The sequence below is a fragment of the Bacillus nitroreducens genome, assembly GCF_964021195.1.
The window spans coordinates 3,353,099-3,378,540 of record NZ_CAXHYI020000003.1 but is presented as its reverse complement, the minus strand read 5'-3'; the positions used below and the strand labels follow the sequence as shown (position 1 = coordinate 3,378,540).

General features: G+C 36.1%; 32 protein-coding genes, 1 pseudogene and 2 riboswitches. Of the genes and pseudogenes, 10 read left to right on the top strand and 23 right to left on the bottom strand.

The features are described 5' to 3' along the window. The first annotated feature begins 53 nt into the window (after positions 1-53). The 3 genes and pseudogenes from ACWPVE_RS20425 to ACWPVE_RS20415 all read left to right on the top strand — a co-directional run. Positions 54-1,196, top strand: coding sequence for a DUF2515 domain-containing protein (locus ACWPVE_RS20425; protein WP_453996602.1), 1,143 nt, complete (start codon positions 54-56; stop codon positions 1,194-1,196). Then, entirely contained in the window at positions 1,123-1,578 is a 456-nt protein-coding gene (locus ACWPVE_RS20420; protein WP_453996600.1) for a CBO0543 family protein, read from the top strand. Before ACWPVE_RS20425 ends, ACWPVE_RS20420 begins: the two co-directional genes overlap by 74 nt. A gap of 240 nt (positions 1,579-1,818) precedes the next feature. Further along, positions 1,819-2,064, top strand: a pseudogene (locus ACWPVE_RS20415) (transposase); the annotation flags it as partial. Between the two features lie 88 nt (positions 2,065-2,152). Here ACWPVE_RS20415 and ACWPVE_RS20410 read toward each other — a convergent pair. From ACWPVE_RS20410 to ACWPVE_RS20365, 10 genes are all read right to left on the bottom strand, one after another. Continuing rightward, a protein-coding gene (locus tag ACWPVE_RS20410; protein WP_453996598.1) for an IS3 family transposase occupies positions 2,153-3,306 on the bottom strand; the annotation gives its coding sequence in 2 pieces (ribosomal slippage) (positions 2,153-3,051 and positions 3,051-3,306; 1,155 coding nt in all). Positions 3,307-3,623: 317 nt separating this feature from the next. After that, a complete protein-coding gene (locus ACWPVE_RS20405; protein ID WP_453996596.1) occupies positions 3,624-3,779 on the bottom strand; it encodes a hypothetical protein in 156 nt (51 codons plus the stop codon). 15 nt (positions 3,780-3,794) lie between these two features. Further along, positions 3,795-4,241, bottom strand: a complete 447-nt coding sequence (locus tag ACWPVE_RS20400) for a DUF5392 family protein (protein WP_453996594.1) — start codon at positions 4,239-4,241, stop codon at positions 3,795-3,797. Positions 4,242-5,208: 967 nt separating this feature from the next. Then, on the bottom strand, positions 5,209-5,685 hold the full coding sequence (gene ybaK, locus ACWPVE_RS20395) for a Cys-tRNA(Pro) deacylase (protein WP_453996592.1): 477 nt from the start codon (positions 5,683-5,685) through the stop codon (positions 5,209-5,211). A gap of 65 nt (positions 5,686-5,750) precedes the next feature. Next, on the bottom strand, positions 5,751-6,269 hold the full coding sequence (locus ACWPVE_RS20390; protein ID WP_453996590.1) for a YfiT family bacillithiol transferase: 519 nt from the start codon (positions 6,267-6,269) through the stop codon (positions 5,751-5,753). 224 nt (positions 6,270-6,493) lie between these two features. Further along, complete coding sequence (locus tag ACWPVE_RS20385) at positions 6,494-6,889, bottom strand: secondary thiamine-phosphate synthase enzyme YjbQ (protein WP_453996588.1); 396 nt, start codon at positions 6,887-6,889, stop codon at positions 6,494-6,496. 23 nt (positions 6,890-6,912) lie between these two features. Next, entirely contained in the window at positions 6,913-7,116 is a 204-nt protein-coding gene (locus tag ACWPVE_RS20380; protein ID WP_453996586.1) for a zinc ribbon domain-containing protein, read from the bottom strand. Positions 7,117-7,172: 56 nt separating this feature from the next. Continuing rightward, on the bottom strand, positions 7,173-8,069 hold the full coding sequence (locus tag ACWPVE_RS20375) for a TIGR01777 family oxidoreductase (RefSeq protein WP_453996584.1): 897 nt from the start codon (positions 8,067-8,069) through the stop codon (positions 7,173-7,175). 216 nt (positions 8,070-8,285) lie between these two features. Continuing rightward, positions 8,286-8,864 carry an ECF transporter S component gene (locus ACWPVE_RS20370; protein ID WP_453996583.1) on the bottom strand — a complete coding sequence of 193 codons (579 nt, stop codon included), beginning with the start codon at positions 8,862-8,864 and terminating at the stop codon, positions 8,286-8,288. 162 nt (positions 8,865-9,026) lie between these two features. Beyond that, positions 9,027-9,158: riboswitch (FMN riboswitch) on the bottom strand. A gap of 120 nt (positions 9,159-9,278) precedes the next feature. After that, positions 9,279-10,280 carry an LLM class flavin-dependent oxidoreductase gene (locus ACWPVE_RS20365; protein ID WP_453996582.1) on the bottom strand — a complete coding sequence of 334 codons (1,002 nt, stop codon included), beginning with the start codon at positions 10,278-10,280 and terminating at the stop codon, positions 9,279-9,281. A gap of 190 nt (positions 10,281-10,470) precedes the next feature. Here ACWPVE_RS20365 and ACWPVE_RS20360 point away from each other — a divergent pair, with 190 nt between their 5' ends. Beyond that, the gene (locus ACWPVE_RS20360; protein WP_453996581.1) at positions 10,471-11,178 is read left to right on the top strand and encodes a DUF421 domain-containing protein; all 708 of its coding nucleotides are present in this window, start codon (positions 10,471-10,473) and stop codon (positions 11,176-11,178) included. Between the two features lie 78 nt (positions 11,179-11,256). Next, positions 11,257-12,672: a Na+/H+ antiporter NhaC family protein gene (locus tag ACWPVE_RS20355; protein WP_453996580.1), complete on the top strand. Its 1,416-nt coding sequence runs from the start codon at positions 11,257-11,259 to the stop codon at positions 12,670-12,672. A gap of 170 nt (positions 12,673-12,842) precedes the next feature. On the opposite strand, the gene thiW is transcribed toward ACWPVE_RS20355, so the two are convergent. The 6 genes from thiW to ACWPVE_RS20325 form a co-directional block, all read right to left on the bottom strand. Next, the gene (thiW, locus tag ACWPVE_RS20350) at positions 12,843-13,349 is read right to left on the bottom strand and encodes an energy coupling factor transporter S component ThiW (RefSeq protein WP_453996579.1); all 507 of its coding nucleotides are present in this window, start codon (positions 13,347-13,349) and stop codon (positions 12,843-12,845) included. A gap of 22 nt (positions 13,350-13,371) precedes the next feature. Beyond that, entirely contained in the window at positions 13,372-14,133 is a 762-nt protein-coding gene (locus ACWPVE_RS20345) for a 3-oxoacyl-ACP reductase (RefSeq protein ID WP_453996577.1), read from the bottom strand. A 90-nt stretch (positions 14,134-14,223) separates the two neighbouring features. Then, positions 14,224-14,329, bottom strand: a riboswitch (TPP riboswitch). A 77-nt stretch (positions 14,330-14,406) separates the two neighbouring features. Beyond that, the gene (locus tag ACWPVE_RS20340; protein ID WP_453996575.1) at positions 14,407-15,069 is read right to left on the bottom strand and encodes a DNA alkylation repair protein; all 663 of its coding nucleotides are present in this window, start codon (positions 15,067-15,069) and stop codon (positions 14,407-14,409) included. A 106-nt stretch (positions 15,070-15,175) separates the two neighbouring features. Further along, complete coding sequence (locus ACWPVE_RS20335; RefSeq protein WP_453996573.1) at positions 15,176-15,307, bottom strand: hypothetical protein; 132 nt, start codon at positions 15,305-15,307, stop codon at positions 15,176-15,178. A gap of 96 nt (positions 15,308-15,403) precedes the next feature. Further along, positions 15,404-15,856 carry an SRPBCC family protein gene (locus tag ACWPVE_RS20330; RefSeq protein WP_453996571.1) on the bottom strand — a complete coding sequence of 151 codons (453 nt, stop codon included), beginning with the start codon at positions 15,854-15,856 and terminating at the stop codon, positions 15,404-15,406. Beyond that, positions 15,849-16,202 (bottom strand): MerR family transcriptional regulator, encoded by a 354-nt coding sequence (locus ACWPVE_RS20325; protein ID WP_453996569.1) that lies wholly within the window; start codon positions 16,200-16,202, stop codon positions 15,849-15,851. The genes ACWPVE_RS20330 and ACWPVE_RS20325 overlap by 8 nt, the downstream gene beginning before the upstream one ends. Positions 16,203-16,606: 404 nt before the next feature. Here ACWPVE_RS20325 and ACWPVE_RS20320 point away from each other — a divergent pair, with 404 nt between their 5' ends. Further along, positions 16,607-16,747, top strand: a complete 141-nt coding sequence (locus ACWPVE_RS20320) for a hypothetical protein (protein ID WP_453996567.1) — start codon at positions 16,607-16,609, stop codon at positions 16,745-16,747. Positions 16,748-16,790: 43 nt separating this feature from the next. Here ACWPVE_RS20320 and ACWPVE_RS20315 read toward each other — a convergent pair whose 3' ends face one another. Continuing rightward, a complete protein-coding gene (locus ACWPVE_RS20315; protein WP_453996565.1) occupies positions 16,791-17,237 on the bottom strand; it encodes an RlpA-like double-psi beta-barrel domain-containing protein in 447 nt (148 codons plus the stop codon). Positions 17,238-17,364: 127 nt separating this feature from the next. Continuing rightward, on the bottom strand, positions 17,365-17,805 hold the full coding sequence (locus ACWPVE_RS20310) for an RrF2 family transcriptional regulator (protein WP_453996563.1): 441 nt from the start codon (positions 17,803-17,805) through the stop codon (positions 17,365-17,367). A 172-nt stretch (positions 17,806-17,977) separates the two neighbouring features. On the opposite strand from ACWPVE_RS20310, the gene hmpA reads away from it, so the two are divergent. After that, positions 17,978-19,198 carry an NO-inducible flavohemoprotein gene (hmpA, locus tag ACWPVE_RS20305; protein WP_453996561.1) on the top strand — a complete coding sequence of 407 codons (1,221 nt, stop codon included), beginning with the start codon at positions 17,978-17,980 and terminating at the stop codon, positions 19,196-19,198. Positions 19,199-19,323: 125 nt separating this feature from the next. Here the strand turns inward: hmpA and ACWPVE_RS20300 are convergent, their stop codons facing one another. Next, the gene (locus ACWPVE_RS20300; RefSeq protein WP_453996560.1) at positions 19,324-19,590 is read right to left on the bottom strand and encodes a Parvovirus coat protein VP1-like protein; all 267 of its coding nucleotides are present in this window, start codon (positions 19,588-19,590) and stop codon (positions 19,324-19,326) included. Between the two features lie 225 nt (positions 19,591-19,815). Between ACWPVE_RS20300 and ACWPVE_RS20295 the strand changes: the two genes are divergently transcribed. Together ACWPVE_RS20295 and ACWPVE_RS20290 are read left to right on the top strand one after the other, a co-directional pair. Next, on the top strand, positions 19,816-21,066 hold the full coding sequence (locus ACWPVE_RS20295) for an MFS transporter (protein WP_453996558.1): 1,251 nt from the start codon (positions 19,816-19,818) through the stop codon (positions 21,064-21,066). A gap of 203 nt (positions 21,067-21,269) precedes the next feature. Continuing rightward, positions 21,270-21,485 carry a hypothetical protein gene (locus ACWPVE_RS20290; RefSeq protein WP_453996557.1) on the top strand — a complete coding sequence of 72 codons (216 nt, stop codon included), beginning with the start codon at positions 21,270-21,272 and terminating at the stop codon, positions 21,483-21,485. Positions 21,486-21,563: 78 nt separating this feature from the next. Here ACWPVE_RS20290 and nadE read toward each other — a convergent pair whose 3' ends face one another. Genes nadE through ACWPVE_RS20275 form a run of 3 tightly spaced genes read right to left on the bottom strand, consistent with a single transcriptional unit; the run spans position 21,564 to position 24,478 of the window. Next, complete coding sequence (gene nadE / locus ACWPVE_RS20285; RefSeq protein WP_453996555.1) at positions 21,564-22,382, bottom strand: ammonia-dependent NAD(+) synthetase; 819 nt, start codon at positions 22,380-22,382, stop codon at positions 21,564-21,566. A gap of 36 nt (positions 22,383-22,418) precedes the next feature. After that, entirely contained in the window at positions 22,419-23,894 is a 1,476-nt protein-coding gene (locus tag ACWPVE_RS20280; protein ID WP_453996554.1) for a nicotinate phosphoribosyltransferase, read from the bottom strand. A gap of 35 nt (positions 23,895-23,929) precedes the next feature. Then, entirely contained in the window at positions 23,930-24,478 is a 549-nt protein-coding gene (locus tag ACWPVE_RS20275; RefSeq protein WP_453996552.1) for a cysteine hydrolase family protein, read from the bottom strand. A 192-nt stretch (positions 24,479-24,670) separates the two neighbouring features. On the opposite strand from ACWPVE_RS20275, the gene ACWPVE_RS20270 reads away from it, so the two are divergent. Beyond that, complete coding sequence (locus tag ACWPVE_RS20270; protein ID WP_453996550.1) at positions 24,671-24,958, top strand: hypothetical protein; 288 nt, start codon at positions 24,671-24,673, stop codon at positions 24,956-24,958. Between the two features lie 48 nt (positions 24,959-25,006). Here the strand turns inward: ACWPVE_RS20270 and ACWPVE_RS20265 are convergent, their stop codons facing one another. Then, positions 25,007-25,285: a DUF1292 domain-containing protein gene (locus tag ACWPVE_RS20265; protein WP_453996548.1), complete on the bottom strand. Its 279-nt coding sequence runs from the start codon at positions 25,283-25,285 to the stop codon at positions 25,007-25,009. Positions 25,286-25,442 lie beyond the last annotated feature (157 nt).

The window sequence follows — 25,442 nt, the reverse complement described above, 5'->3', positions numbered from 1 at the left end:
TTCCATACATATTCACTGGAAAGCGAGAGCATTCATCGAGGAGGTTATCAGCCATGTGCTTTCTCTTTAAAAAGAAAATCGCTCCACTCTCTGAAACTCTTCAAAAAATCAAAAAAGATTTGAAGAAGAGGCAGAAACGAACTACATATAAAACACATCTATTGGTAGAAGAACAGCATCTGATCCAGCGGATTAACGAGTTAACGAGGCGTTTTAATCTGAACAATATCACGAGGACGAAAGCCTACCTTGACTTTTACCTTACTCATCCTGAAATTCATTGGACATTTCTAGGACATATGGTTTCTCGTAACGGTGGCTGGAATATGACGGATCTAAAGGGGGGACAGCTGTCTAGAATTTTGACGGAGCAAGAAGCAAATGTATATTTTTCGTTTTTGGAGCGAGGAAATTGGTTGATATTTCAAGATGCATATCCGCAATTTTTACTCTACGAAGCTAGTAAACTATATCGACAAAACTTATTTTACCTTCTCCCTCATTTTCATGTATCCATTTTTATGGAAGTTATGTGGAATTATTTTTGGGAGAAACGGGATAAGAATCTTTTAACGATTGCACAAATTATTAACGAACAATATTATCTCGAAAAACGGATCATTTCTAATCCAACATATAAAAAACAAATTTTTGGTACAGTTGAATTCAAGTTACAGGACTTATTTGAAATGAATCATATTTTATTTCCATTTGAAGAAAAGGGACGTGTTCAATTATTTGGTCAAACCCTTCATCAATTTAAAGATGTACGAGAGAGAATTTTGCTAGGTAAACGATTGTACTCCATTTTATTCAATGATAAAAAGCGATTGAAATTAGTTGAGTCGTGGGCAACAAAAGTGCAACATACTGGGTCAAGAAAAGATTACTGGCCACATATTTTTAATGATGTAGATGAAGGATTACCTGGTTCATTATTAAAAACACGTGTGAAATCTTGTGAACTTACAAAAGGTTCCCCAAGAATCTACAGCCCAAGATTAGAGATGGCATGGAAAAATAGTAAACACCCCGCTGCTGAAATTGGAGACTGGTACAAGGATTGGGAAGTGCTTCGTTACTTCAACAATGGTCAGGAAAATGTGGATGGAGAGATCATACATGAATATTGTAAAACACTTGAAAAATTTGAATTCGCAGCAATCGCCAAAAAAGCCATATCGATTTTGGATTAATTCAGGTCTTGTCATTACGTTGCTTTTAGGTATTTTAATAGGTACTTATCTTGACCTTTATTATGTTGGAAAAGGGCTATACTCTTTTCCAAAACGCCCATTTCCAGAAATATTTCCTGTTCATGTGGGCTTTACTTTAGTTGGATTACCACTAATGTTATGTGTATCTTTATTAATCAGTCAGAGGCTAAATGTATTTGGAAAAAGTATTTTTATCATATTCATTTCCAGTGCCGTAGTTGTTTTAGAAAAACTTTCGGAAAGATTGGGTTGGTTTGTTCATGATCCTTCATGGAAACATGTCAATTCATTGTTTGGTTATACGATTTACTTTTCATTGTTATTGGTTGTTTATCATTTTGTATCCACGAAAAAAACCTGACAATTATGGAGGGCACTGAAAAAGTCCCTTTCTAAAATTGGTGTTGATTTCCGCTGCAGTCACTCGCTTTCCGCGGGCGGTCCGGGAGCCTCCTCGTCGCTGTGCTCCTGCGGGGTCTCCCCTGGCCACGCTTTTCCCGCAGGAGTCTCGTGCCTTCCGCTCCAATCAACATTAGTTAAAAAGGTATTATTTTCTCTGAATTTGAGAAAATAAATCTTAATGGAAGGCGTAGCTGCCAATCAAGTGGATACCTATTATTTTGATATCGAAAAGTGTAAACACTGTCCATTTAAAGAAGGTTGTTATAAGGAAGGTGCTAAAAGTAAAACTTATTCTGTTAGTATTAAATCAAATGTACATACTGAACAGATGGAATTTCAGGAAAGCGACTATTTTAAAGAAAAATCCAAAGAGCGGTATAAAATAGAAGCTAAATATAGCGAATTAAAACACAGACACGGGTATGATACTATGTCAAGAAAATAGACACAGATTTTTCTACCGCGCTTTCGCTTGGTAGCCTTCATAAAAAAGTTTAAATAAGAGCGATTTAAACTTTTTTATGAAGGAAAAATTAAGCTGCATTTTTTCCATACATACACTCAAATTCATTCGGTGTAAAGTAATCCAAGGTCGAATGGATCCGCTTGGAATTGTAGAAGAACTCGATGTATTCAAATAATGACTTTTTCGCTTCTTCCCTCGTACTATATTTCGATTGATAAACAAGCTCACGTTTAAGAATACCGTGAAAGGACTCGATACAAGCATTGTCGTAACAGTTTCCTTTTCGGCTCATGCTGCCGATCATTTCGTATTTTTTTAATAGATTCTGATACTCATAGGATGCATATTGAACACCCCGGTCTGAGTGATGGATGACTCCTTTTCCTGGCTTTTGGCGTTTGTAAGCCATTTTTAATGCAGAGATTACTAATTCCTTTGGCATGGTTTTATCCATAGCCCAACCTACTATTTTACGAGAATACAAGTCCATTACGCTCGCCAAATACAACCAACCTTCATCGGTTGGAATATAAGTGATATCAGTGACCCACAACTGGTTTGGTTTAGAAGCTTTAAACTGTCGATCTAATACGTTTTCACTTACCGGATGCTTATGCTTCGAATTAGTTGTAGCCTTGTATTTTTTGACGGTACAAGATTTCCACTGGTTCTTAGTCATAATGCGTGAGACTGTACGCTCACTAACCTCCACACCACGTTTATTAAGGGTTTTAGTAATTTTAACACTGCCATAACGCTGTTTAAATTCTAGGTGGGTTTGAAGAATTTCTTGTGATAATTTCTCATGTTTTTTCTGCCTATCACTTTTAGGTCGTTTTAGCCATTTAAAGTATCCACTTTTGGAAACTCCCAGAACGCTGCACATCTTCTCCACTCGGAAGTGGGAGCGGTTTTCATGAATAAATTCATATTTTACCGAGGGCTTTTCGCGAAGTAGTGCATCGCCTTTTTTAAGATTTCATTTTCCTCCTTTAGATCGCGTATTTCCTTCTGAAGGGCCTTTAATTCAGCCTCTTCTGATGAAAAAGATTTTACAGCCTTAATTTCTGGTTGCTGACCATACCTTTTCACCCAGCCATGTACAGTATTCTCGTTGACACCAATTTCTCTAGCTACCTGAGCTACAGCTTTATTGTTTTCACTGATATACTTTACTGTTTCAATTTTAAAAGCTTCATCGTATCGTTTACCTCTTGCCATACAGACACACCTCGTTATAGTTGATATATTTATTATAACAATCTGTGTCTACTTTTTAGTCTAGCATCAGTATGATGTAGCGAAATCCTCGGGTCTAATTGGCGGAATTACAAGGTGCCATGGCGATATTTACGGTAAATATAAAGCGGATTTTAAAACTATTAGGGTAATAACTCAGGGTGAAATGGTATCATATGCATAAAAAAGACGACTTTTAATTCAAAAAATGAATTTTAGTCGTCTTTTTTGATTTATCAATTTAATCACCTATAAAAAACGTAAGTTTTTCAGCTGCCTCCAATCATGTCAGGTTTTGTTTACGATCCTAATAAAAGCTCACTTCTTCGTTTACTAAGGGTGGCATTCACACCTTGGCTTTGCAGTTGCTTAAGGATTTGATGGATGGACTTCTTCGGTTTTTCACGTTCATGGGCTACTTCCTTCGGTTTTGCATCGTGAATCGGTTGGTTCATTCTATGAAAACTCCTTTAGGAATATAGATTTCGTTGTTCTTTCTGTTTTTCCTCATTTAAAAATTCGATGAAATAATGCATAGCAAGCTTTGGTTGCTCTTTGAGACGTGATATATAATCTTGCTGTCTCCCTTCGGTTACAACATCGCTCTTTTTGATCCTTTCAATAATATAATTTGAAGAAATTTCTTCGATTTCTTTTTTCTTAAATTTTGCTTCCTTCGCTAATGCAAATCCGATTGCACCAAGAATAGCGTAAATCACCAGTGAAGGTATGGATTCATTGGTAAATGGTATGAAGAAAAGTAAAAAGCCTAAATTAAAAAGTGAAATCGTGATCAATGGAAACGACCAGAACATATATTTAGAGGTCTTTATCATGATCGGTCCGATTTTTTTATGTAGTTGTTCAAGTTCCTTCGTAATAAATAATGGTAAATTCTTAGTTGTGAAGATATTCAATGTATACTCCCCTTCCTATAAGCGTGAATGAGAAAAGGCCTATATCTATATAGATATAGGCCTTAAAAAGGCAAAAAGACCTACACCGTAGTATGGTAAGGTCTTGCTAACAACGTATAGTTGCCAACAAAGCCGAGAGAATGATTCTCCGTATTGACGACTTTGCTGTTAAAGCTACTCCCCTTAAGGAAATTACGATTCATTTTATTAACTACAATTCTAACATAAACACCAAGTACTAACAACCATTTAATAGGTTTATTCTTAAGTTCCCAATAAAAATAACTTGACATTTTTCAATGATTTTTAGTGTATTCATTTATTAGTTCCATAATTTCTAAATTGGCTCCATAGATTTATTATGATTGGAATTTGACATGAGGTTGTTTCAAAAACTTATTTTATTCTGTTTTCTAACACTTCTATTTCGAATATGAATTAGAAATGCTATAAGTAAACATAAAAAAACGATCATCCATTTCATATTTGTAAAACTAGCACTGGTTTTTACCAATCCCTCTGAAATTAATCCGCTGTTTATCATATAAAGATGAAGCAAATTTTCAATTATATCAAATACTCCAGCTATGAATGGTAACAAAATAACAAGGCTAATTCTTTTATTATATATACACTTTACAAAAGCTCTACTCATAATGGAGGCTAAGAAAAAGGCATAAAAAAGGGGGTGAAGAAAATCAAAATAGTAATGAAAGATATATAACTCTAATGTCCCTGAGGCCTTCCATTTTTCAATGACTTGAGAAAACATTATATGATCAAAGGTTGTTTGTAAGATAAGTACTTCTCTCAAGTCCACCTTCGCTAAGATGCATCCTATCATGATTTGTGACAGTAGAAAAACAATTCCCAAAACGATAAGTGAACGGGTTTTTCTTAAAAGTCGTTGTAGGGTATGAAGAATATTAATTGTTTATCCCCCTCGTCTTGATTGCAATTCGTTTTCTTATTTAATTAAATCTGCAATCTGACCATTTGTGGATTCTAAAAGGTCATTTACTTTTAAGTGGACTTGCATTCCTATCTTTCCTGCACTAACAATGATGCTATTAAGATTTAATGCTGTTGTGTCAATAAAAGTAGGGTATGCTTTTTTCATACCAACTGGAGAACATCCACCTCTTATGTAACCTGTGTGAGTTTGTATATCTTTAACAGGAATCATTTCTATTTTTTTTACTCCAGCAACTTTAGCAGCTTTTTTTAAATCAAGTTCTTTTTCTACTGGAATCACAAATACAAAAATGTCCATTGTATTGCCTTGTGCTACGAGTGTTTTGTACACTTGGCTTGTGTCTAGGCCAACCTTTTCTGCGACAGATACTCCATCGATTTTTCCATCATTGCTTTCGTAAGTATAGACTTCATATTGAACCTTTTTTGAATCTAAAATCCTTAATGCGTTTGTCTTTCCTTTAGCCATTATCTGGCCTCCCTATCTGTACCTTTTTATAAGACAAGAACAAGGCAGTACGATGACTGCCAAACTTACCATTCTTTTTTATTGGTTAGTGTTGTAATATGTGCTGTATGATGATTACCATGCCATGCACAAAATCCTAAAAATACACCTAATTTCAGTTTTTCACCCTCTGGGTGCACGTATGTTAATTGATAATCATCTATGTTTAAGTTATGTAGGAGCTTAACCCAGCGTTGATGTACACCCTCAATGATTAATAATGAAGCATCTACTGGTAAAGTCGAATCAGATAGCTCAGACCACTTCGCTTCATCATATGGTTTAATAACTGGGTTGTTTTCTGTTAGTGCTAATTTAAAACGAATATACGAATTCATCGATGCATCAGCAAGATGATGGACAACTTGTCGAAGTGTCCAACCACCACCACGGTAAGGTGTATCAAGTTGCTCGTTGGTTAAATGTTCGACTGCTTCTCTTACTTTTGTTGGTAAGGCTTCTATTTCCTTTATCCAGCCAGCGACTAATTCTTCCGTCAATTCTCCATCAAAATGGAATTCCCCAATAGGATAACGTTCATCCATCCTTTTCCCCTCCCAAAAATTTAAGTCTTACAACTATTCTAACAAATGTGTAAAAAATTTTCTGCAACACATTCTCTAACTAAGTAAGAATTCATGGTCATTCGAAAGAAGTTTGATTTGAAGGTGAAAAATCATCCATAATTAGGGGGAAATGCCGAAAACTCCACTAAAGAAAGTGACACGTTATCATAAAAAATAAGCGAACCTTATAGAGATTCGCCTGATTAAATGATTTTAACAAAAAAATGACGGGTTCTAGGACCGTCAAACTCACAGAAATAAATTCCTTGCCAAGTTCCTAAGAGTAAACGACCATCAGAAATAATCACATGTTGAGAGGGCCCAACAGTACTTGCCTTCATATGAGCAGCTGTGTTCCCTTCCATATGACGGTCAAGTTGGTGATCCCAAGGGTATACTTCATCAAATCGGCGAAGCATATCACGCTTTACATCGGGGTCTGCATTTTCATTTATGGTGATACCCGCCGTTGTGTGGGGGCAATATACAATCACAGCTCCCCCTTTAATCCCACTTTCATTAACAACTGCTTGAACTTGTTCTGTTACATCAATCATTTGGTCACGTTTTGTTGTTTGTATAGTAAATTTAGTAGGCATAATTGATTTGTCTCCTTTACCCATTATCCAAAGAAAAGATCAAGAATGTTTGATGCCGTTGATGAATCTTTATTATAGAATTCAGAATATCCACAGTTCTTACAATACACAACAGTAAATCGATTGTTTTGAATATCTAACATTTTCGTGATCCCTGATCCTGTCATTGAAACATCCTTTGTACCAGCTTTCGTACTCCCGCATTTAACACAGCCTTTTTCTTTCATCTAAATTCCTCCCTTTATAATACTTATATTATTTACGAATATATAGCTAAATAGTTTCAATCATTTTCACTTGATATTTCTGCAAGTGCTTTTTGAATCGTTGGATATGTAAATGTAAATCCTTCTTTTATAAGTCGTTCTGGGGTTACCCATCTGCTTTTTAAAATTAGTTCTGTTTCTGTCCTGATGAAAAATGCACCAAGTTCAAGTAGCCAAGATGGTGCAGGTAAACCAACTGTTCTGTTATATACTTTTCTGAGACTTGCCATCAGTTCCCGATTCGTAATGGGATTGGGTGTGGAGCAATTAAAGATTCCAGTTAAGTGTTGATGGTTTCTCACGTAAAGGATAATATTAAATAAATCATCAATATGAATCCAACTGAATTTTTGAGAACCTGGTCCTTGAATTCCCCCTAGACCAAAGCGTACTAAATTTTGATAAGGAACCATCACACCTCCATCTTTTCCTAGTACGATAGAAATACGTAGTGCTACTTGTCTTGTATTTGGAAATTGAAAAGAGAAAAATGCTTCCTCCCACCTTTTTGCAACATCTACAGAAAAACCAGTTCCAATTTCCCCGTCTTCTTCAGTCATAGGTCTGTCTTCAGCATGTCGATAAATTGTTGCAGTACTTGAATTAATCCATAATGAAGGGGGATTTTTGCATTTTTGAATAGCTTCGCCTAAATGTTTTGTAGTTTCTATCCGTGATTGGAGGATTTCTTGTTTGTTTTTTTCATTATATCTACAATTGACAGACTTCCCTGCAAGATTAATAAGTATATCTGAACCTTCTAGTGCTTGAATCATTCCATCATGGTCATTCCAATTGATGTGAGGATAACTTCTTGATATTATTTTTACTTCATAATCAAGCTCCGTAAATTTTTTTGAAAAATAAGTACCCACAAACCCAGTACCACCTGCAAGGACGATCTTCGTTTTCATTGTTCCAGTCCCCCTTAATATTTCTTTTACTAGTTTATCACCTTGTATAGGTACCTGTATTGTATCTTCGAAAAAAACAAGCATAATAGATTTGAATTCTAAATATCTAAGAAAGGCTGGTTGTAAGATTCTCAAAGAAAGAATAGAACACTTGAACTAAAAAATAATGAAATCTTTAAACCGAAAAGGCACCCATTAACGGGTGCCTGCAAATATTTATATCGAAGCTTGTTTTTGTTTATGAATCCACGGATGTATGCGAGTGTACAACAGCATGAAGATCGTTGTGACAATCAATCCTTTTAATATGTTAAACGGAAGGATTGCGTAAACTACCATTTTGAGTGTTTCAGGTGCAGACATTGCTGGTATGTTTAAGAAAAAGTTGAATGCTGGTAAGAATACGTAATAATTAAGGACACTCATGATGATAGCCATCATGGCTGTACCGCCAATTAATCCGATGGTTAAGCCTAATTTTGATTTTATTAGCTTGAAAATGTAGTAGGTTGTTAGAACAAAAATAATCCCTGCTACAAAGTTTGAAATATGGCCAACTGGAACACCTGTTTCACTACCTGTAATGAAATAATCAATCATGTTTTTGAATAATTCAACTAGGATAGCTGCCATCGGTCCAAAAGTTAGTGCTGCAAGTAATGCTGGAACATCACTAAAATCAACGTTCAAAAAGCTTGGGAATGTAGGCAATGGAAAATTCAAAAACATAAGGATGTACGATATCGTACTCAACATTGCAATTGCCACAAATTGACGTAAAGGTATTTTCTTCATTTTCTTTTCTCTCCTCTTTTGCGATCCACTTCAAAAGAAGAAAGTTCAGCTCTCAAGACATACCCAAATAAAAACCCCCAAGAATTTGCTTCTTGAGGGAGTTAATGTAAAGGCATGCTTAATAAACGTTCGACTAATAAATTTTTTTCGAACGTGCAGAACCTCCATCTTCTCCCATCCAGACTATACTGTCGGCTTTGGAATCGCACCAAATCCTGCCTTGCGGCTCGCGGGCTTAGAGAATATTTTCTCATCACCGCCGGTCGGGATTTTCACCCAGCCCCGAAGATAGATCATTATTTTATTTTGAATTCATTGTATCAGCTTTCATAACTATTGTGAAGTATTTTGCTTCAAATAGACAAACTTTATAGTAAATGTCCCTATGTTCACATCCAACAAAGAATGTATATCTTACTTTCCATCGACTACTTCTTTTAATATTTCATAAGATCTCTTTTGTTTATCTGGATCATAAATGTATGAAACAGCCATAAGTTCGTCAACATTATATTTCTCCTGGAAGCTAGTTAATTGACTACGGATTGAATCTTTACTTCCCAACAGTGTCACACTTGACATGGATCGTGCCATTTGTTCTTCTTGAAGAGTCCAAAGTCCATCCATTGTATCAACTGGTGGTTGTAGCGGGTTTTGTGAGCCGCGTACAACATTTAAGAAAAATTGCTGCATCGTTGTGATTTCCTTTTTTGCCTCTTCGTCCGTTTCAGTTGCAATTACATTTAGACAAACCATCATGTATGGTGAGCTTAAATACTCGGATGGTTCGAAACGATCACGATATATGGAGATCGCTTCTTCCATGAATCTTGGCGCAAAATGGGAGGCGAATACGTATGGCAATCCTAACTTTGCCGCCAAGTACGCGGAATCAGTTGATGAACCTAGAATATAAATAGGTACATTTGTACCAACTCCTGGGTACGCCTTCACATAGCCTTGCTTTTCCATTGGGCCAAAGTATGTAAGTAATGCATTTACATCATTTGGGAATGTATATACAGAATCATTATTTGAACGTCGTAAGGCACTAGCTGTCATCATATCGGTACCTGGTGCTCGGCCAAGTCCTAAATCAAGCCGATCTGGATATATAGTAGCCATAGTCCCAAATTGTTCAGCCACGACTAGAGGTGAATGGTTTGGAAGCATGACACCCCCAGAACCAACTCGAATGGTTTCGGTGTGCTCTAAAGTGTGTTTAATTAAAATCGGTGTCGCAGAACTAACTAGTGTTGGAGTGTTGTGGTGTTCAGCAATCCAATAGCGTTTATATCCCATTTTTTCAGTTGCTTGAGCAAGGTCAATCATATCATCAATTGCGTCTTTTCCATCCTTCCCCTTGCGGATTGGCGCGAGATTTAGAACGGATACAGGTATTTGTATATTTGTCATTTGCATTTTTCCCTTCTTCCATTTTCTTATTTTCTATCTTAACAATTCATTGAAAAGAAACAAACTTTCCTGCTTGAGGATGTCTTTGTGAGATCCTACTTTTTATTTACATGGCTAAAGAAAGGAATTAATAGTAGAAAAGAATTAGGTAAAAACTAATGAGGGAATTATAGGATAAGGTGGAGTTATTATGCATTTTTTTGCTTCACAGGAACATCTCACTGTAGCGGAGTGGGTTCTCAGAGCAATTGTTGGTTTTACGTTTTTTGTTGTAATTGCGAGGATAATGGGGCAACGAACCATTTCGCAGGTTGGACTTCTCGACTTTGTGATTGTTTTACTAATTGGAAATATAATTGCTCATCCGTTATCTGATGAAGAATTAGGATTAACAGGATCAATGATTACAATGACTGTTATTTTGATTGTTTATTTGGTTGGGGTTTTATTAAGTTTACGTTTTAAAAGAGTTAGAAAATGGTTTATCCCCACGCCTATTCCACTTATCGAAGATGGAAAGGTTTTGTATAAAAACTTGAACAAAGCAAGAATCTCAATTGATGTATTGTTATCAGAATTACGAATGAAAAATATAGAAGATATCCAGAAAGTTGCTCTTGCTTTTTGGGAACCAGGTGGATCTATCTCCACCTTTTTGAAAAGTGAACATCAACCATTAACACCCAGTTCCATTCAAACTCCCCTCCAACCCTTTTATTATCCTAAGACTTTGATTAAAGAAAGAAAAATTATTTATGAAGAGCTTGAGCAAATCGGGAAAAATGAAGATTGGCTCTTAAAAAAGATTGCAATGAGCTATAAAAACGTCACAATGAATGAGATTCTACTAGGAACAATTGATGAAAACGAAAAGATAACCTTGTTTCTGTACCACTAAAGACATTTAGCTCCTTAAAATACGCACTACATAAATTGGTCATACTAACTCAAGAAAATTTAAATTGGAGGATTTGGCTTGGAACAATCATGGATTTCCCTTATCCCATTCATTATCGTTATTGGGATGGCAATATGGTTAAAAGATATTTTACCTGGGCTTGTTTTAGGATTAGTTGTTGGTGCAATCCTTGTTACATCTGATATATTAGCTGGAGCTGGGCAATCCATTACGTACATTGTGGCAACTTTATCAGATCCAACGAATATAAAAATTGTGAGTTTTCTATATGTGTTTGGTGGATTGGTTGGAATGATGAATATTGCTGGGGGTATTAAAGGATTTACAGAATGGATTGGGACAAAGATTAAAAGTGAGCGTGGTTTGCTGGGGTTAATTTGGTATACCCTCCCTTTTACCTTCATGATGCCTATGTTTCGCATTATGATGATTGGGCCGATTATAAAACAATTGATTAAGAAAATGAACCTTTCAAAGCAAAAAGTCGGCTTTACATTAGATATTTCAACCGAATCGGTTATTGTATTATTACCAGTTGCGACTGCATTTGTCGGATTCATGGTATCTCTCGTTGAGGGAGGTATTAAGGGACTTCATTTAGGTATGTCCGCTTATGAAGTGTTTTTATTAAGTATTTTGTTTAATTTTTATGCGATTGTGATGCTATTGATTGGAATTATTCAGACGTTTTTACCTTCTAAACCAAAATCGAAGTCAAATATGAATGACTCGGATGAAGAACATGAACATGAGTTTCATCGAATGGGGATAAAGAAAGAACTTTCTCTTGTAAAAGCTCAACCATGGCATTTGATTGTCCCTGTGTTTTTACTTTTAGGATTATCTCTTTATCTGTTATGGGAAGATGGTCGTTCTCTCGGAGCTAAAACCATATTTGAGGCTTTTTCAATGGCTGATGCAACCTTCGTGATGCTTTTAGCTGTATTTATCACACTCATTTTTACATTTGTTTTTTATATCATTCGAAAGCAGAAACTACATGAAATTATGTATCATTTCTACGATGGTGGAAATCAAATGATGCAAGCCATTAGCCTTCTCATTCTGATTTGGGCTCTCACGTTATCAGCAGAGGAACTTGGCTTTTCTGCATTTATTAGCTCTACCTTAGGGTCATTTCTACCAGGATTTCTTACTCCAGCTACTATTTTTTTAATTGGTTCTGTAGTCGGATACTTTATTGGCTCTTCATGGGGAACTTGGGGATTATTTATGCCACTAGGAATTGCATTGGCCTTATCAACTGGTGCTTCTATCCCGTTAACCGTAGGAGCTGTGTTTGCAAGTGGTGCCTTTGGAGCGTTGACTTCTCCATTAGGTGATACTACGATCACGACAGCTTCAATCTTAGATCTAGACCTCGTAGATTACGCTCAGTATAAATTAAAACTCTCGGCAATTGGTGCTGTCATTGCTACTGTGCTTTACATCATTGGTGGCTTACTAATCTAAAAAAGACTAAACAAAGGCTGTTTAGTCTTTTTTCATCTATTCAAATGCACCTTGTAATCTTTGTAGCTAATATTTAGGTCAACAAGAGATGGCCTTTGCGTTTGAGTCTTTTTGCTCAGTTAGTTTCGGCTTTCCCACTGATTTGCTTTGTTACGGTTTTCTGTTATTTATCAGTTAAAATTGCGTTCAGAAAACCGTTTAAAAGCAGAGCTCTTTAGTACAATCCCAATAATGATAAATCCGAAAATTGATCCTGCAATTGAACTAAAAATAAAGGAAGGTACGAAACCAAATAAAGCCACATTTTGTCCAAGAATCAGTGTAGCAATTGGATAACACGCTAGCGCACCCAATAACCCAGTTCCGATTATCTCGCCTGTCATTGCCATTGAGGTTTTCTTCGTTTTTTTATATAAATAAGCAGCTAAAAATGCTCCAATCATACTACCTGGGAATGCGAATAAAGAACCTGTTCCCATCATGTTCCGAATAAGTGAAACGGAAAAAGCTTGAAGTACAGCATAAGCAGGTCCCAAAATAACCGCAGACAATACATTAATAAAGTGCTGCATTGGAAAAACTCTTGTAAATCCAAAAGGTATTGAAAAGAGATGGCTAGTAATGGTCCCGATTGCAACAAACATGGCTGTTAGTGTTAATTTTAGTGTTTTATTCAAGCTAAATTCTCCTTATATGATATTAATTCATCACCAAGCCGCCATCAACGACAAGGTTTTGTCCGGTAATACCCTTGCTCCATGGGGATGCGAAGAATAGCACCGCATTTGCTACATCTTCTGGAGTCGTTACTTTTTGAAGTGGTGTGGAATCCTTGATTAATTGGAAAACCTCCACAGAAGTAGCTGAACTTGCATCAGTTGTTTGTAATAACCCTCCTGAAACCATGTTTACATTGATTCCATATGCACCTAGGTCCTTGGCCATACTTCGAGTGAAACCCAATAATGCAGCTTTGCTTGTGTTGTAATCATGATACGCAACGACAGGATTTTGAAAAAGATTAGTTCCAATTGTTACAATACGTCCAAACCCAAGTTCTTTCATACCTGAGATTGCAGCCTGTGTCGTATGTAATGCCCCTTTTATTGCGCCTTCAAGCTGTATATGATAATCCTCCCATGCAATTTCCTCGGCGCTTTTTCTTGCGATTGGATCAAAACGGAAGTTAATTAAGGCGTTATTGATAACTGTTGTGATTGGTTGATCAAAATGTTTTTTGGCTTCTAAGAAAAGATTTTCCACTTGTTCATGATTTCTTACATCGGCTTGGATTGCAATTGCATGATCCCCAATTTCTTCTTTTAATAATAAAGCCTTTGCTTCACTTTGGTAATAATTGATGACTACTTTTGCTCCTTCGTTCGCAAATGCTTTGACTAATTCTTTGCCTAACCCACGTGCACCACCAGTAACGAGAACAACTTGATTCTGTAATTTCACGCTAGTAGCCTCCTTAATTAATAAAATAAAAATACCGCAAAAAAAACAGGCCCAAAAAAATGGACCTGGTTTAGGTTTCAAGAAAAATGGAAGTTTACCACTCTACTTTCCTCCGCCGGTATTATCCGGATCAGGTCCAAGGGTTAAAAAACACTTGTTTTTCTCTCAGCCCGACTGGGCACCCCTAGTAGTTTGCGAATATTCTTTATTTAAGAATAGTATGTTCCTATAGAATTGTAAAGATATATGATTCTTTGAGTAATGAAAAAAATATCAAATATATTTACTACCCTCTCTAATACTCAATTTGGGTAAATTTGTGTTACGAATAAAGTCCCGTACTGAATTCGGATTGGTCTTTGAATACTCTCGTAATGCCCAACCAATTGCCTTTTGTATGAAAAATTCTTTACTTTCAGCATTAGCTTTTATGTATTTGTATAGTTTTGTTTCATTTGTTTCTTCTTTGTATTTTAGTTGAAATAGGATTGAAGAACGTATTAACCACATGTTGTTACTGTAGGACCAAATTTCAATTTTATCCTCAATCACACTTGGGGTTTCTTTTGCTATTTTTCCAACAAGATGTGGAGAAAGGACATCGACAGTATCCCACCAAGATTTAGTTGTAATGAGGGTTTCAATAAAGGACAGGTGGCTACTATTGATTTTTTTAATTGCTCTTACTAAGTAGTCTTGTGCTGCATACTGATATTCTCTTTCATTCTTCTTCCATAATTGATTAACTAACTCAAGATTCAATTCTTGTTTTAAAATACCTGTTTGCTTATAAAAATCACGCATTAATTGTCTTCTTAATGGTGTTTTTATACCAAGGAATGGAAAATGGTTTTTCATATATTTTTGCATGGGTATGGCGTTTTCTTCGTCTCGATTCTGTTCAAATAATGAAACAAGTTGGTTTAGTTCCTTCATATCATTCGCCCCTGTAGACTCATTTTCCCTATTATACGAATTAAAAGTAAAAAATACTATCTTTTCTATGTAAGACTACGTCCGAAAAGATAGTATTTTGCCCTTGTTATTTTGGATTAATAGGAGTTACGACTGCAAATAGGTTTTCTGTTGGATTATTTAGGTTTACTTCAATAACCTTGTACCCTTCAAGGTCCTTGTAATCATTTGAAACAGGTGTTTTGATCTCGTTGCTCATCTTTCGTACTTCCCTTCTAACTATTTTCTCACACAATAGGTAGTATATGATGCGGTTACGAAAATGTGCCTCTTTTTTTAAAAACTTTTTCAAACCTTAAATTTTTAATGCCTCATCACGAACGCGGTCCATAAATTCCTTCACCACATCATGATTTGCATTTTTGCTGCTTAACTTCAGCATGGCTCTTCCGACAAAGTTAACTCCCTTGTTTTGTCCCTCATAAATGAATTTGGTGTGAGAGTCGCCTAACTTAATGAGTGTAAAAGTTGTCGTAATTTCGAAAGCTTTCCCTATTACAAAGCTTGTTTGTTTTTTCTTTTTATTTTCGGTGTCTTCATATTGTGTTGTTTCAACGATATAAGTTTCTACTCGTTTTCCCTCACGATATTTCTGCTGATGTTTTGCGCCGACTTCCCCTTCTGTTTTCTCAAGTAAGGTATGTTCCTCAACCTTTGGCATGATTTTTTTTATATTTTTATCCGAAAATAGATTCCATACCTTTTCAATATTTGCCTTTATCGTTGTTTCCTCTTTCCATTCAATCATTGTTTTGTTTATCCTCCTTACCAGATGCAAGAAATTCATCGATCTGCTCAATTTGAAGATGAAGATCTGCAATTTGTTTTTCTATATTCTCTCTCTTCTGGAGAAGTAAAATCTCCAGGTGTGCAAATGATTCATCTTCCATAACCGATATCATCTCTTGGATTGAAAATCCTAGGTTTCTTAGTTTCGTTAAAAGTATCGCAAGAAAAAAACTCCCATCATCATAATAGCGATACTTGTTTTTCGGATCGATATAAGCCGGCTCTAACAGTTTAACTTCCGCATAGTATCGCAATGTTTCCTTGCTCAACCCGGTCATTTCAGCAAATTCACTTATTTTATACAACTGCTATCCTCCTTGTTTTATCCACCTTTAACGGGAGTAAGAATGCCACTTTGAAATTATTAAATGCACGATGTGGCAATGTCTTTGTAACCTTCATCGTGTATGTCTTTTTGCAAAACCTATGGAGAGGAGAAATACCCTACACTAGTGGAAGACAACTTTATCTTAAACTATGGGGTGCACCACTCGGTCAACACATATCATTCAAAGTTTGTCCATCTAGTATTTCTTCAAACAGTATCTTGGTAAAAGTATTTTTTACTGCGATCGATACTATCATTCTAGTACAGTAGTTTACGAAAAAATAATTTGCTACTCGCTTTTATGAATGAAATCATGTGTAAAATAAAACAGAAAATGCCATATTAGTAACAAACTATATTGGAAAGGATGTGGAATTTTTAGTGAAAGATAAACATTTGAAAAATCAAGTTCTGTATATTACAAATCCCGCTTATGATGTGTTGCATTCAGAAAATCTACTTGATGAAACGAACGAAGAAAGTCAACGTGAACAAATGGTTCAGCAAGAAATGGATAAATAAAAAAACGGAGGACAATTCAAAAATTGTTCTCCGTTTTTGACCGTTAATCAAGCGGTGTAATTTCCACATTCAGTACCCCAACACTCGGTGCTGCACCTAGGGCTTCGAAAGCTTTACGGTGAAGATTGATTCGATTGGCTGGATATTTCTTCACTTCGTCAACAACTGTTACAATGACGTCTTGATGTGGGACAAACGAAACATTTCTCACCCGTAATCGTTGACCACATTTAAAAGGGCTATTTTCTCCGACCGCTACAGTCATATTGTTATCGTAGGACCAACCTAATTCACATTTTGTTGGTGTTCCGCCCCAGGTCCAAGTGGCTTTCCCAAGGATGGTATCTGGGTTTCGGTTCCAGTCCCAGCCATAGTATGGTGCTGGATACTGCGGCACGTACTGATGATAGTAATAACCATCGTACAAATTCCGTGGTTCTAAGTATCCGTGACAATAAGGGCAGTAATAACCAGATGTATGTCTTATCATCTCACTTCTTCTCCTTTGAAACTTCCTAATTACTTCGTCTACTTAAATGTATGTCACTTGACTAGTAATGGTTCCAATTGGAGTCGTACTTGGTATTCGAAACTTAAAGTGTGAGATTTTGTAATTTCTAATTCTGTGAACGAAATAAACCGAGTAGATCTGTTTTATTCGTTACAAGGTCCTCTAGTGTATACCCATTTAGGACATTTATAAATGCCTGTAATGCTTCATTTAAAGCAAATTTAAGTTTACAAGAAGGTGAGATTGCGCAATATCCCCCTCCTGATTTAAAGCACTCAACTATATTGAAGTCGTCTTCTGTCTTGGATACTACTTCCCCGATGTTAATATCTTTTGGATGCTTAGCAAGTTTGAAACCACCATTACGCCCCCGGATGGTAACGATATACTCTAGCTTTCCTAAATGATGGATGATCTTCATTAAATGGTTTTTTGATATATGATAAGCATCTGCAATTTCTTGAATCGTAGTTAATTCTTCATCCTTTTTCAAAGCCAAATACATTAATACACGTAACGCATAATCTGTATAATTTGTTAACTTCATTCTTATAAAACTCCTTACATTATGAGTTCTAAATAAGTATAGCATGGAAGTCCTTTTTTTGCGCAAATGTGACAACTTTTCAAAAGATGTATTTAAAGGGTATCTTTTATTCGCACTGTCATTATATTATAAACATGTATTTAAAATATTTGTTTTGAAAGGACGTTATGTAATGCTAAGTCAAAAAACAATTGAAATCGTGAAAAGCACTGTCCCAGTACTCGAAAAATACGGAAAAGATATTACTACTCAATTTTACAAGCGTATGTTTACAAATAACCCAGAACTATTAAACATTTTCAACCACGCGAACCAAAGACAGGGTCGTCAACAAACTGCATTAGCGAACGCGGTATATGCTGCAGCAGCTAATATTGATAATCTAGGAGCGATTCTTCCAGTTGTAAAACAAATTGGACAGAAACACCGTGCATTAGGCGTTTTACCTGAACACTATCCAATAGTTGGTGAAAATTTACTTGGAGCAATTAAAGAAGTATTAGGAGATGCTGCAACGGATGAAATCATCAATGCATGGGCTGAAGCTTATGGTGTTATCGCAGATGCGTTCATCGGAGTTGAAAAAGAAATGTATGATGAAGCAAAACAACAACCAGGTGGCTGGGAAGGTTTTCGAAACTTTGTTGTTGATCGTAAGGTAAAAGAAAGTGATGTCATTACATCTTTCTACTTAAAGCCAGATGATGGAAAAGAAATATCATCGTATCAAGCAGGGCAATACTTAACAGTTAAGGTACAACCTGAAGGTGATCAATACACACATCTTCGCCACTATAGCTTATCTTCAGCACCAGGAAAAGACTACTACCGAATCAGCGTAAAACGTGAGGAGCATGGTGTGGTGTCTAATTACTTACACAACGAATTGACCGAAGGCGATGTCATACAAGTAAGCGCTCCAGCTGGAGACTTTGTTCTTGATGCTAAAAATACACCTGCTATTTTAATTAGTGGCGGTGTTGGATTAACACCAATGGTCAGCATGTTAAATACGATTGTGGAGCAACAGCCTGAACGTGAAGTGATGTTTATACACGGTGCTCTGAACAGCAACGTTCATGCATTAAAGGCAGAGGTTGAAGAAATCGCGGCTAAACATGATAATGTAAAGAATTTCGTAGTATACTCTGAGCCAACTGAGCAAGATCGTGAAGTTATGAACTTTGATAAAGAGGGTTTCATTGACCTTGAGTGGTTAAAAGCAACTGTAGATATGAAAGATGCAGATTTCTATTTCTGTGGTCCAACTCCATTCATGAAAATGATGTATCGCTCATTAAAAGAATGGGGAGTTGCATCTGAAAATATCCACTTCGAGTTCTTCGGCCCAGCAAGTGAACTAGAAGAACCGACAAAAGTTGTAAATGCATAATCAATAGTTTTCAAGAAACCTTTAGTTTTGAATATGAAAAGTATTGTTTCTGTTACAAAATCGCCACCTAGTTAATACTAGATGGCGATTTTTCATACTTTGAATTGAGGATAAAAGTACTCATTTCATAGTCGGAACATATTTCGAAGTCTCATTACATTGTAAATAAATGCTGCATCTCTACCCTCTTTTGTGTATCGATTTCTTTGTCTACTTAAACAATCCATAAATGCGTAATCACATTCTCGTGAAGGGCCATATTTTTGATAACATAAATCATGTCTCATGCAACATGAATCTACCTGATTTGTAGGTGGTCCAGAGCCTCCACAGCCAGGTCCGCACCACCTATATCCTGGCAAACAAAAACCGATCCCTCTCCTTCTTTTCATTCTTATATTCCCCCTTTTAACGATCAAACCTACTACTAAAATATTTTGAAAATGAAGGAAAGGAAGGGCAAATACCATGCATACCTATTTGAAAATTAAATAATGATTGAAAAGTCTGATAAAAATTTGGTACTATTACTCTTATATGCACTTACACGGGCTTTCGGTTAGTCTATTTAAATCAACTTATTTACATTGAAATCACAACATGAGAAGGAGATTAGCATGAAAGGAAAACTTCATTATGCATGGATAATCGTCTTTGTTACATTCCTTGCATTTCTAGCCGTTCAAGGAGGTCGGTTAGCATTCGGAGCGTTTGTGGAGCCTTGGGAACAGGATCTACATATGGATCGGGCGACAACGTCTCTCATTTCTACAATTAGTTTTATTATTTATGGTTTATCACAGCCCTTTATCGGTAGATTAATAGATCGATATGGCGCACGCCTAATTTTATCAGTTAGTACCTTTATTGTGGGAATCAGCTTCTTTTTTATTACCTTTGTAACTCAACCATGGCAATTGTTCGTCCTCTACTCCCTTGTTTCAGTTGGAGTTGGTGGGGCTTCTAATGTGGCTGGGACTGTTCTGATTACAAATTGGTTTAATAAAAATCGCGGACTTGCACTTGGAATTATGGAAGCAGGTTTTGGTTTTGGACAAATGCTCCTTGTTCCAGGGTCATTACTTTTAATTCATTGGTTTGATTGGCGAACGACTATTTTTATTTTAGGTGCGTTGTTGATTGTTATTGTGTTCCCTGTCGTTTTATTCTTTTTACGAAATCATCCAGATGAAAAAGCGATGGAACCTTTGGGTGGAATGGTGGTTGAGAATGATCATTCAAAGACAGAACATGAGAAGGAATCGATATTACTAAAAGACTTATTTAAAATGCGGCAATTTTGGTTCTTAATGATGCCTTTTGCTATTTGTGGATTTACCACAACTGGTTTGATGGATACCCATCTTATTCCATTGTCTCATCACCATGGTTTTTCAGTGACTGTAACTGGGACCGCCGTTAGTATTTTAGCAGCTTGTAATATAATTGGAATATTGCTATCTGGCGTTATAATAGACTACTGGAGTAGTCGTAAATTATTAGTATTTATTTATTTTACTCGGGCCTTAGCCATTGGCATTCTAGTATACTCACATAATACAGTGTTGTTATTGGTGTTTGCCGTTATTTTTGGATTTGTTGACTTTGCTACAGTTGCACCAACTTCATTATTGTTGACTCAATACTTTAAAAACTATTCAATAGGATTTATTGTTGGATGTTTATCCCTTAGTCATCAAATTGGTTCTGCTATGGGAGCTTATATACCTGGACTTTTATTTAGCACATATGGTAACTACAACATAGCTCTCTATATTTCGATACTTATTGTAATAGCTGCAGCCATTATGAACCTATTATTACCTGAACCAAATCAATTAAATATGCCAGAAAAAAGGGCAAGCTAGACGTTTAGCTTTGTCCTTTTTGCTTCATCCTATCATCTCTACTTTAGAAATAACATCATCTAGGTTACATAATGATATTATAATCAACTTTAAATCATTCACTTCTTCAACGTAAATTTCAGGTACCCTTTTTTAATTTCTAACATATAGTATCAAGTAACGATTTGGGCTCATATTTACGAATTTTTCATGAGGTGATCCGTATGTATGTAATTCATTACTATGAAAATAAAAATAACCTCCTCACTCAGTTGGTACAAAATATTCCAGCCGTTGATGATGTAATTAAAATAAAAGGACGTAAAGGCAAGGTCATAAACATAACGTATAACGATGAAAGAAATGTTCATGTCCAAGTTGAATTAGAACGTAAAGTTAAGAAGAAAGCTATCGATGATTCCAAAAAAAGAAGAAGATAAATGGTATGTGTTGGTTATGAGAAAATGTTTAAAAAAGCCTGTGCCTCATGGTTTTCACATGTAGGAACAGGCTTATCACTATTTCCACCATTCATCAAACATACTTGCTGGCATGTGCCGTTTATGTTGTGAAATGTAGTACCGTCTTTCAATTTTTTCAGCGTCTTCTTTTGAGATTTGTTTACCTTCTAAGTAATCATCAAGTACGTCATACGTTATTCCAAGCTCTGTTTCGTCAGCCTGTAATGGTTTGACATCTAATAAATCTGCTGTTGGAACTTTCAAATAGAGACGTTCCTCCGCTCCTAATTCTTTTAATAGAGCGCGTCCTTGACGCTTGGTCAGTCCTGATAACGGCAATAAATCGGCTCCTCCATCCCCATATTTCGTGAAGAATCCTGTGATTGCTTCAGCAGCATGGTCTGTTCCGACTACTAACAAATTGTGCATGCCTCCAACTGCATATTGAGCAATCATTCTTTGTCTGGCTTTTACATTACCTTTATTGAAGTCGCTGATGTCTTCAGAAGTAGAATTTCTATACTCCGTTACAAATGCATCAACCGTTGTAGCAATATCAAAGGTAATTGCACGATCAGGTTTGATAAAGGATAATGCTGCCTGAGCGTCATCTTCATCCTTTTGAACTTTGTATGGCAAACGAACTGCGACAAAGGTTGCCTCTTGTCCCTCACGACGAAGTTCTTCAACTGCCATTTGACAAAGTTTCCCAGCCAATGTGGAATCCTGTCCTCCGCTTATTCCCAATACAAAACCTTTTGCTTTGCTTTTTAGTAAATAATCCTTTAAAAAAGCAATCCTCAGTTTGATTTCCTCTTTTGGATCAATAGTTGCCTTTACATGTAAATCTTTCATAATCTGTTGCTGAATACTCATGAATATTCCCTCCCTCGTTTACTCGCAACAAACTTTTTATCCATTTACCTTTTCAATCATTTCTTCAACGCTTTCCCTTACTTCTGCAATTCGTTTCATCTTATTATCCCAACAAGCTTGGCTTAAATCGACTGGATATTCTTCAGGCATGGTGGTACGTTTGTACTCATCCCATAGTAACTCAAGGTTATCCTTTAAAAAGCTGCGAATTTCTTGTAATGTTGGAATTTCATATACGCGTTTCCCATTTTCGAAAATTGTATGTTGTAATTCTCTTGCTTCAAAATTTGTCACAAATTTACTAATAAATGTATGAACAGGATGGAACATTTTAATTCGTTCTTCATTTTGTGGGTCTTCATGTTCAAGTGTAATATAATCACCTTCAGATTTTCCGCTGGTCTTATTAATAATTCTATACACTCTCTTTAACCCAGGTGTTGAAACTTTTTCAGGATTTGCACTTATTTTTATAGTGTCTACCATATTCCCATTTTTATCTTCGATCGACACAAGCTTATAGACAGCCCCTAATGCTGGTTGATCATAGGCTGTAATGAGCTTTGTTCCAATACCCCAAGAATCAATTTTTGCACCTTGTGATTTTAAGTTAATGATTGTATTTTCATCAAGGTCATTGGATGCGACAATTTTGGCATCTTTAAAACCCGCTTCATCAAGCATTTTTCGAGCTTCTTTTGATAAGTATGACAAATCTCCGCTATCTAAGCGAATGCCGATAAAGTTTATGGTGTCCCCTTTTTCTTTTGCAACCTTGATTGCATTTGGAACACCTGATTTTAACGTATCATACGTATCAACGAGAAATACACAATCTCTATGTGTATCCGCATAATGTTTAAATGCTTCGTATTCATCACGATACGCCTGTACCAAGGAGTGTGCATGAGTACCAGAAATGGGTATATTAAATAATTTTCCAGCTCTAACGTTTGAAGTAGAATCAAAACCTGCAATATAGGCTGCTCTTGTCCCCCAAATGGCTGCATCCATCTCTTGGGCACGTCTTGTACCAAATTCCATTGCTATTTGATCACCAACAACCTGTTTTATACGTGAAGCCTTTGTCGCAATTAATGTTTGGTAATTAATAATATTTAAAATCGGTGTTTCCAGTAGAGCTACCTCACAAATTGGTCCTTCAATTCGAAGGAGTGGTTCATTTGCGAACACAACTTCTCCTTCCAATACAGATCGAAGTGTTCCTGTAAAACGAAGCTCTTTCAGATAGTTCAGAAAATCATCAGCATATCCTTCTTCTCTTAAGTACTCAATATCCGTGTCGCTAAAGGAGAAGTTTTCGAGAAGATGAATGATTCTCTCAAGACCTGCAAAAACAGCATAGCCATTTCCAAATGGCAATTTGCGAAAGTTCACCTCAAATACGGCTTTACGATTATGTACGCCTTCTCTCCAATAAATCTCTGCCATATTGATTTGATATAAATCTGTATGTAATGCAAAACTGTCATCCTTAATATATTTGTCCATCAAATATTACCTCCAATAAATAAAACCGTGTAGAATTAGCGAACTTCTGCACCGAGTGAATCTTTAAAATGCCCAAGTGCCCAATCATGTCCAGCTTGGTTAAAACTTGCAACGGCTGAGCTATGAATGACAATTTTAAATCCACGGTTATAAGCATCTACAGCTGTGTGAAGAACACAAATATCTGTACATACTCCAACAATATGGACTTCTGTGATTCCACGCTCACGCAATTTTATTTCAAGATCTGTTCCTGCAAAGGCAGAATATCTTGTTTTATCCATCCAGTACACATTCTGATTAGTCTGCTGTTCATTAAACACTCTCTGTAAGTCCCCGTAAAGCAATCTTCCTGATGTATCTTCTAGATTATGGGGTGGGAATAATTTTGTTTCAGGGTGTAACTCGTCTCCTTCTTTATGAAGATCAATTGCAAAAACAACAAAGTCATCATTCTTAATAAATTCCTCAGTGATACGAACAATTTCTTTCTCGATCTGCTGACCTGGTTCTCCACAAGTCAACGCACCATCATTTGCAACAAAATCATTTGTATAATCAACATTTAATAATGCCTTTTTCATTAGAATTCCTCCTCTTTCCTTTAATCATTCGGTTAGCAGGTATATAGTAGCATAATTAAGGTGAGTGTTACCTTTAGTGGAAAATTTTATAGAACCATAAAGTTCATTTTATACGAACTTTGTTGGTTTTTGAATAGAATTGATCGTTTTTGTAAAATCTTAAGTATGCAAAATGGACGTGGAGATGTATAAATGTTTAAAACAATTACGGAACAAGATTGGGTGAGTGAATATATTAAAAGGAAAAAGAATCCGCTCCCTGTGGTGTTAGGAACTAAGGGTACGTGGACAGGAAACAGAAAACCAATGATTATTTTAATAGGATTTACATTGGTAGATGTTTTAGTCCTCGGAGATTTATATGGGGTATCCCATCATCCTGTTCGAAAAATGAAAACGAAAGAAATAACATATTTTGCGATAAATATTATTGATAAGAAAAAAGTAAAAGAAATAATGAATGAGTGGAACATCGATTGAATAAAAGAACCCCTACGTGTGTACGTGGGGGTTCAAAGGCTATGTCTGTCAATCTTCATCTAATTCTTCGTCAAAAATCTCATCAAAGGCCGCAGATACTTTGTTAAATTCCTCATCACTTTCAATTGCTGAGAAATCGCCCTCTTCGTCTATTTTCAAAAAGAATATATCGATATCCTCCTCTGAGTCCTCTTCTAAGTCTTCTACAAAGCTAACTGCTGCGTAATCTATCCCTTCAAACTCTACGACGCCAAGAACCTCAACATCTTGCTCTTCACCAGTCTCATCACTTATTGTAAATACTTCACCGACTTTTACTTTTTCCATTATGCTTGCCTCCCAATGAATGATGTATGATATTATCTTTCCAGTGTACAGTTTAAAACATACCATAAATACATGAATAAATGGCAAACTGGAGATAATAATCCTGTGAAATCTTTTTTCACAAAAATCAATGTGGAGGGATATATATTGAATATTC